Genomic DNA, 7,491 nt, shown 5'->3' with positions numbered 1-7,491 from the left:
GTCCTCGCGCACGCGAGGACCCCGGCTGCCGGCGTTTTCCCGCACTGGACGGCCGATGCGCCGATCACGTGGGTCAGTCCGCGCCGGACCGGCACCCTCGGGCTGACCAGCGCCTGAGCGCCCTCTGCTCGCATGGCCGAGGTAGGGCGCCAAGGAGTTATCCACAGTTGGCCGCTGGACTTCTGCGACGTCCGGCGGGCTGGCTAGTGTCGGCGGCATGTCCACTCCAAGCTCCGCCCTCCCGGCTTCCGCTCCCACCTCCGCTTCCACCTCCGCTTCCGCCGAGATCGGCGTGATCGGCGGCTCCGGCTTCTACTCGTTCCTCGACGACATCACCGAGATCGAGATCGACACCCCCTACGGCCCGCCGAGCGACCCGATCGCCGTGGGTGAGCTGGGCGGACGGCGCGTCGCGTTCGTCCCCCGGCACGGCCGCGACCACCGGTTCCCTCCGCACCGCATCCCCTACCGGGCGAACCTGTGGGCCCTGCGTGCCCTCGGCGTCCGGCAGGTCCTGGCCCCGAGCGCGGTCGGCTCGCTCACCCCCGACTACGGCCCGGGCACCATCGTCGTCCCCGACCAGCTCGTGGACCGGACGTCGGCCCGCCCGCAGACCTTCTACGACGAAGCCGCCGCCGTCCACGTCTCCTTCTCCGACCCCTACTGCCCGGTGGGCCGCCATACGGCCCTCGTCAGCGCCAAGGCAGCGGGCTGGCCTCCGGTGGACGGCGGAACGCTCGTCGTCATCGAGGGCCCCCGCTTCTCCACCCGCGCCGAGTCCCGCTGGTTCGCCGACCAGGGCTGGACGCTGGTCGGCATGACCGGCCACCCCGAAGCCGTCCTCGCCCGCGAACTCGCCCTCTGCTACACCCCGCTCTGCCTCGTCACGGACCTCGACGCCGGCATCGAGGAGGGCGAGGGCGTCACGATGAGCGAGGTCCTGCGCGTCTTCACCGAGAACATCGGCCGACTCCGTCCCCTGGTGGCCGACATCGTCTCCCACCTCCCGACCGACCGGGCCTGCCCCTGCCCGACCGTCCTGGACGGCATGAAGCTCCCCATCGACCTCCCCTGACCCCGACCGTCCGACACCTGCCCCTGCCCCTCGTCTGCCCCTCTTCCTGACTCCACGCCCCTCCTCCCTTCCCCTACTCCACGACCGCGTCCGCATCCGCCAAGCGGTGTCCACATCCCTGGGCACCGCCGGCCGATCACTCGCATCCATCGGTTCTCTCGCCGATGCCTCCTGCCCATATACGACTCCGTTCCGCAACGAAGGAGATACGGCATGTGCTCGTCACGTTCTCCCCGAAGCCTTGTCGCCCTCTGCCAGCTCAATTCCGCCGCGGACGTCCCGGCTTCGCTACGAAGCACACTCAAGGTCCGTGCCCGCTGGGGTGGCCACCGCCGGAACGGCCAGGTCACAGCCATGACACGCACTCACGACGGGCAGGTCGGCGGGCACCCCCGACATAGCGATCCAGGTCCTGAGATCACCCCGCCAGACCGAGCATTCGCCGGAGCGCAGAGCAACAGGAACAAGGAACCCACGGGACTGCGCGGATCGGCGTGATGCAGGGCCGTTATCGCACCGCCTCGCCATGCGCGGCGACGGAGGGGGTGGCCTGTGTCTGGCGGTGAGCGTCCCGGGTAGCAGGCCCTCACCCAGTTCCGAACCGATCTCAGCCTGCTCGCGGTCAACCGGGCTCGTCCCGGCGACCCGCCTGCCGCCCTCTCAACGTGCGGGCCCAGCCCAGAGGGAAGCGACCAGGCGGCTTGTTGCTCCACGGATGACCAGCAACAACGTGATCCAACCGAACTCTCAACCCCACGGAACACACGGAAAGCACATCAAGATGACCCACCTACCGAAGGTTCACCGCTCCGTCGCCATGGCAGAGCGCACGCATTCCCACCGGAACGTGGATTCGCGCGCGACTCCCGGGTGTGCGACTCCCGCGCGGGGTGCGGCCCCCGCACGGGTTGCGGCCCCCGCGCAGCCTGCGTCCCCCGCACGGGTGAGTCTCGCGCGCGAGGCTTGCGGCAGCGCCCACGGAGCCGGCCATGAATGACGGGTTCGGGCAGCGGCGGCGACTGTTAGCCGCACTCTTCGCCGCGTCCGGCGCGGGGCTCGCCATCTTCGCCGTTCAGCCGCCTTCGCCTGACACGGTCCGCATCGCGGTCGCCGCCCGCGATCTCGCCGCTGGCGCCACACTGCGGGCCAGCGATGTCCGAATCATCCCGCTGCCACCAGCGGCTCGTCCGGACGGAGCGCTTCGGAATCCGCCCGTCGGTCGCGTTCTCTCCGGCGCCGTGCGGCGAGGCGAGATACTCACCGATGCGCGCGTTCTCGGGCCAGGTCTTCTGGACGGACAGCCACCCGGGACTGTGGCCACTCCGATTCGGGTAGCCGACTCCGCAGCGGCCCGTCTCCTCCGTCCGGGTGACCGGATCGATGTGCTCGCGGTGACGGCTCCAGGCAACGCATCAGATCCCCCATCGATACTGGACACGCCGGCTCCTGCTCCGGCACCTGGCGAGGGAAAAACGAAGCTGCCACCAGCGGGAAAACCGTCCGGCGGGATGACCGCGACACCAGACCCCGATACGCGCCGCATTCCACCTAAGCCCGCCGAGCGCACAACGACCGACACCACCGAGCCGACGACCAGCAAGCTCCAAGCCGAAAAGGCAAGCGTGACCGGAGCCGGGACATGCGGCCCCATCACCGCTTCAGGGCGGGCGCTTCTCGACCTTGAGGCAATGCGCAGCTTCGGCCCTACAGCGCGGGACGACACCCACCGCATGACCAGCGGCAACACTGGGCACGCGGCGGTGGACAGCGACAGCCTGGGAGTCGTCGGCGACACCAAGCGTGAGACGCCGAATGGCCTACGGCTGGCAGCGATGAGCTACGCCGGGCGTGGCACGCAGGCTGCCATCAGCCTCCCCACACTGATTGCCGCCGGGCCTGCGCCGCCCAATGACCCCGACCGCGCCGCACTGCGTTCCACTGGGCCTGCAGGGGCGGGTGACATTAGGCTCGCAACGGTCGGACGCACCAGGTGGGAGGCCCAAGTTGCTACCCGAGTCGGGCTGGCTGCGACCGGAGGCATGGCGCTGTATAGCCCTCGACCCGCAGCGTGGCTCCGCACAGAACGTTCGATGAGGGACGGCACCAGGCTTGCAGCCACCAGCCCTACCGGGCCTGCGGCGCACGTTGCCACCAGTCCCCTGCAGCTAGCCGCCATCCGGCCCACCGCGCTATATGACACCTGGCCCTCGGCCATAGGCCTCACAGGGCGAGCGGTAATGAGCAGCACCAGGCTCGCAGCGGTCGGTCCCACCAGGCGTGTGGCGCAGGCTGGCAGCACGCCTTCGTTGCTAGGCGCCACTGCCCTTTCGCCGCTGGACACCACTGATCCTTGGCTGCTGGACGCCACTGGACTGCCGCAGGACGCCACTGGGCGTGCGGCGCCAGATGACATCCGGCACGAGGCGTGGGGTCTTACCGAAATCGCCGCGCTAGATCATGCAGGGCGCGCAGCACTGGACCACGCAGGGCGCGCAGCACTGAAGCACGCAGGCGGCGCAGCACTGGACCCCGCCGGGCGCGCAGCACTGAAGCACGCAGGCGGCGCAGCACTGGACCCCGCCGGGCGCGCAGCACTGAAGCACGCAGGCGGCGCAGCACTGGACCACGCAAGCCGCGCAGCGCTGGACCACGCAGGGCTTTCGGCGCTGGATCACACAGAGTTCAGTGCGCTCAATCACACAGGGCGTGCGGCGGTGAGTGTTCCGGGGTGCACGGAGTTGGGGGCTATGGGGCGTGAGCCGGTAACTCCCGGAGGGCGTGGCGTGCTGGGGAACGCAGGGCTTGAGATGTCCGGGATCACCGAGGTACCAGCAGCTGGTACGAGCAAAGCGGCTTCAGTTGGACCAATGTCACTCTGCCGCAAGCCGTGGCTCGGGGCTGGTGGACCGACAGGGATGCTTGCAGGTCACCGGCTTTTTGAAGGGCTGCCCGGAAGGGGGGACCTGGTCACCTGGTCTCGGGTTGTGGTGGCCTCGGCGATTGTCCTGGCCGTGCCTCGGGAAGAGAGTGGGCTGGGCAACGCGCCCCAAGGGGCTCTGATCGTCTTGGCGACCAGTCGCGTGCAGGCCGCCGCGCTGGCAGGGGCGGGCGGGCCCTTGCTGGTGACGCTGGTAAGAGACTGATCGCACCTTCGTGTCACCTTGGGTGGCATTGAGCGACAAGGAGGAAGTTCGTGGAGGGGTTCAAGAAATTCTTGTTCCGGGGCAACGTGGTCGAACTCGCCGTTGCGGTCGTCATCGGCGCGGCGTTCGGCGCCCTGGTCAATGCTTTCGTGGACTCGTTCATCGGCCCGCTGTTGGCTCTCCTCGGAGGTCAGCCCAACTTCAACAGCCTCCACTTCGAGATCAACGGGACGGTCTTCCCCTACGGGAAGTTCCTCACCGCAGCGATCTCCTTCCTCATCATCGCGACGGTGGTGTACTTCTTCATCGTCCTGCCGATGGCGAAACTGCTGCAGCACCTGACCCGCAAAGAGGAAGCCTCGGAGCGCCCCTGCCCGTACTGCCTGGGCGACATCCCGATCAGGGCGACCCGCTGCATGTTCTGCACCTCGGAGATCCAGCCGGTGTAGGGCCGCAGAGCGACGACCGCCGTCCTGCGATGAAGATCTCGCCGCGCATCTCCGGCGCCGCCACCATGTCGCCGACCAGGTAGACACCGTTTCCCCGGTCGATGGCCGGACGGTCGCGCCAGGTCTGGCCCGGCAGGTCGAGCGCTCCGGTGCGGCCCTTCGCGACCGCCGTCCGCTCGAAGGTCACCCGCTTCGCAGTGACTTCCCGTCATGGCAGGCCGCCGTCATCCCCATCCGTGGGCGGCCTCCCGAGTGGGCGCGAACCGTACGGAAGGAGCACTCGGCGGCCTGTCCCCGCCCGCAATTGATGAGGTCCCACACCTTCTTGCTGCCCGTCTGCGGCTAAGCGTTCGGCAGGCGGCGGCTCATTCGTCTGCCTCTGACTCCATCTGGCCTCGGGCGCGCTGGTTCTGTCTTCCCACTGCTTGCTCTTCGGGAGCGTGAGTTGCGCAGCCCTCCAATCCTGGTCGCGGGGGTTTGGGTGAGTGGGTTGATATCGGGGGGATTGGTTGGTGGAGTGCGGGGGCGGGGGTTGGGAGGTGGCGGGTGGACGAGGGTGCGGCGGTTTTCGAGGCGCATCGGGAGTTGGTGTTCGGGGTCGCCTACCGGGTGCTCGGGCGGGTCACGGATGCCGAGGACGTCGTGCAGGAGACCTGGTTGCGGTGGTCGAAGCAGGACGCGACCGAGGTCGAGGATCCGGAAGCGTTCCTGGTCACCGTGACGACGCGGCTGGCGATCGATCGGCTGCGGCGCGTCCAGGCGCGGCGGGAGTCGTATGTCGGCGAGTGGTTGCCCGAGCCACTGCTGATCGCGGAGGACGTTGCCGACGGCGTCGTCCGGGCGGAGTCGGTGTCGCTGGCGTTGCTGGTGGTCCTGGAATCGTTGTCGCCGCTCGAACGGGCGGTGTTCGTGCTGCGGGACGTGTTCTCGTTCTCCTATGCCGAGATCGGCGCGGCATTGGAGAAGAGCGAACCGGCCGTCCGGCAGCTGGCGGCGCGGGCTCGGGGACATGTGCGGGAGCGGCGACCCCGGTTCGAGGTGGACCCGGCCGTGTGGCGGCAGGTCACCGACCAGTTCATCGGAGCTTGCCTGAACGGCGGCGTCGAGGGGCTGATGGAGCTGCTCGCGCCGGACGTCCGCCTCATCGCGGACAGCGGCGGGAACGCCGTCGCGCCTCGGGTGGTGCTGGTCGGGCCGGAGCGCGTGGCACCGTTCGTCCTCAAGATCATGCGGTTCTCGAAGTCGTTCCTGCGCTCGGTGGACGTGGGGCCTGAGGCGCACATCGAGTACCGGCTGGTCGTCGCGAACGGCGGGCCCGCCATCCAGGCCGTGGCGGATGGCCGGCCGTTCGTGCACTTCCAGGTCCGGGTCACCGACGGGAAGGTCAGCGCGTGCTACCTGATCGTCAACCCGGAGAAGTTCCACGGGGTCATGTCACAGGATCACCGGGTGCCGCGTCCTTGCTGACATGACGACCCACGGCACCACCATCACCATCATCGGCGGCGGACTCGGCGGGCTGACGGCAGCCATCGCCTGCGCGGAGAAGGGCGCGTCCGTCGTCCTGCACGAGGCGCACGGCAAGCTGGGCGGACGCGGCCGGGCGACGTCCCCGGCGCCCTACGTCGCCCATGACGGCGCGCACGTCTTCTACGCCGACCGTCCCCACTACCGGTGGCTGGCCAAGCGCGGCCTGCTGAAAGGACTGGGCTGGCCTTCGCCCGTCGCCTTCTCCCGGGTGCGTTTCCGCGTGGACGGACGGCTGCGTCCGGTTCCTCCGGCCACGGTGCTGCGCGCGCAGTCCCACGGCTGGCTGAAAGCTCCGGTGGACGAGGACTTCCACAGCTGGGCCGCGAACCGGTGGGACGAGCGGACGGCGCGGCGGCTCGCCAGCATGATCAGCGTCGTGACCTACGACGCCGACACCGGACGGCTGTCCGCCGCGTTCGTCTGGGAGCTGGTTCAGCGGGTCTACGGGCCGCGCGTACCGGCCGTCCGGTGGGTGAAGGGCGGCTGGCAGACCGTCCTCGACCGGATGGCCCGGCGCGCCGCCGAACTCGGCGTGCGGATCGAGACGGGATCGCGCGTCAACACTCTCCCCGAGAGCGGTCCGGTGATCGTCGCGACGCAGCTGTCCTCGGCGTCCCAGCTTCTTGGGGACGGTGACCTGTCCTGGACGAGCGGACATGCTGCCCTTCTCGACATAGGCGTCCGCGCCGACCGCAGGGACCGGCCGCTCGTCTTCGACCTGGACGAAGGCGCCTTCAACGAGAGCTACACGATGCAGGACGACTCGATCGCGCCGCGCGGTGAGTCCCTGTACCAGCTCCAGATCCCCGTCCGGGAAGGTGAGCGGCGTTCGGACGCTCAGGTGCGGCTCCGCGCCTTCGCCGACCAGGTGCTGCCGGGCTGGTCCGAGCGGGTGACCTTCGAGCGGACGGCGGTCGCGAAGGGCCGCACCGGAGCGCTCGACCTGCCGGGCCAGACCTGGCGCGACCGTCCGGCCATCGACCGGGGGAACGGTGTCTACCTGGTCGGCGACATGGTGGCGGCGCCGGGGATGCGCGGCGAGATCTCCATCAACAGCGCCGTGACCGCCGCCGACTTGGCGACGGCCGCGGCATCCCGTCCTCGAACCGCGCACGGCACACGCTGAGAGAAGCCAAGACGCCCCAGGAGTAGCGGCGCGCCGGGGTCCGCGCGGCGCGCTCAGGCTTGCTGCGCCGGGAGCGGCGGCGCGGAGTCCCCGGCGGCGGGCGGCGGCGCGGACCCAAGGAGCCTGCGACGGGCGGGGACGGACGCCAGCGGCGGGGGGTGCGGGAAG

Annotated in this window: 5 protein-coding genes and 1 pseudogene; 5 read left to right on the top strand and 1 reads right to left on the bottom strand. The window is 69.7% G+C overall.

What is annotated here, in order from left to right; genetic code table 11:
* Positions 1-217: 217 nt before the first annotated feature.
* The 3 genes from DZF91_RS03190 to mscL all read left to right on the top strand — a co-directional run bounded on the left by DZF91_RS03190 (position 218) and on the right by mscL (position 4,667).
* Entirely contained in the window at positions 218-1,075 is an 858-nt protein-coding gene (locus DZF91_RS03190) for an S-methyl-5'-thioadenosine phosphorylase (protein ID WP_117356000.1), read from the top strand.
* A gap of 989 nt (positions 1,076-2,064) precedes the next feature.
* Positions 2,065-4,218 carry a Flp pilus assembly protein CpaB gene (gene cpaB, locus DZF91_RS43035; RefSeq protein WP_117355999.1) on the top strand — a complete coding sequence of 718 codons (2,154 nt, stop codon included), beginning with the start codon at positions 2,065-2,067 and terminating at the stop codon, positions 4,216-4,218.
* Positions 4,219-4,268: 50 nt separating this feature from the next.
* Positions 4,269-4,667, top strand: coding sequence for a large conductance mechanosensitive channel protein MscL (gene mscL, locus DZF91_RS03180; RefSeq protein ID WP_117355998.1), 399 nt, complete (start codon positions 4,269-4,271; stop codon positions 4,665-4,667).
* Here mscL and DZF91_RS41695 read toward each other — a convergent pair.
* Positions 4,618-4,860 (bottom strand): annotated as a pseudogene (locus DZF91_RS41695) (FAD-dependent oxidoreductase); the annotation flags it as partial. The gene mscL and the pseudogene DZF91_RS41695 sit on opposite strands and share 50 nt — an antisense overlap.
* Positions 4,861-5,213: 353 nt before the next feature.
* Between DZF91_RS41695 and sigJ the strand changes: the two are divergent.
* Both sigJ and DZF91_RS03165 read left to right on the top strand, forming a co-directional pair.
* Positions 5,214-6,134, top strand: a complete 921-nt coding sequence (gene sigJ, locus DZF91_RS03170) for an RNA polymerase sigma factor SigJ (protein ID WP_117355997.1) — start codon at positions 5,214-5,216, stop codon at positions 6,132-6,134.
* A 1-nt stretch (position 6,135) separates the two neighbouring features.
* The gene (locus tag DZF91_RS03165) at positions 6,136-7,323 is read left to right on the top strand and encodes an FAD-dependent oxidoreductase (protein WP_117355996.1); all 1,188 of its coding nucleotides are present in this window, start codon (positions 6,136-6,138) and stop codon (positions 7,321-7,323) included.
* The last annotated feature ends 168 nt before the right edge of the window (positions 7,324-7,491 follow it).

The sequence above is a fragment of the Actinomadura logoneensis genome (assembly GCF_003428695.1).
Taxonomy (GTDB): Bacteria; Actinomycetota; Actinomycetes; order Streptosporangiales; family Streptosporangiaceae; genus Spirillospora; species Spirillospora logoneensis.
This window is presented reverse-complemented; position numbering and strand designations above follow the sequence as displayed.

Excerpts from the sequence above, each read along its gene's own strand:
- DZF91_RS03165 (WP_117355996.1), top strand. The coding sequence starts at position 6,136 with ATGACGACCCACGGCACCACCATCACCATCATCGGCGGCGGACTCGGC.
- DZF91_RS03190 (WP_117356000.1), top strand. The coding sequence starts at position 218 with ATGTCCACTCCAAGCTCCGCCCTCCCGGCTTCCGCTCCCACCTCCGCT.
- cpaB (WP_117355999.1), top strand. The coding sequence starts at position 2,065 with ATGAATGACGGGTTCGGGCAGCGGCGGCGACTGTTAGCCGCACTCTTC.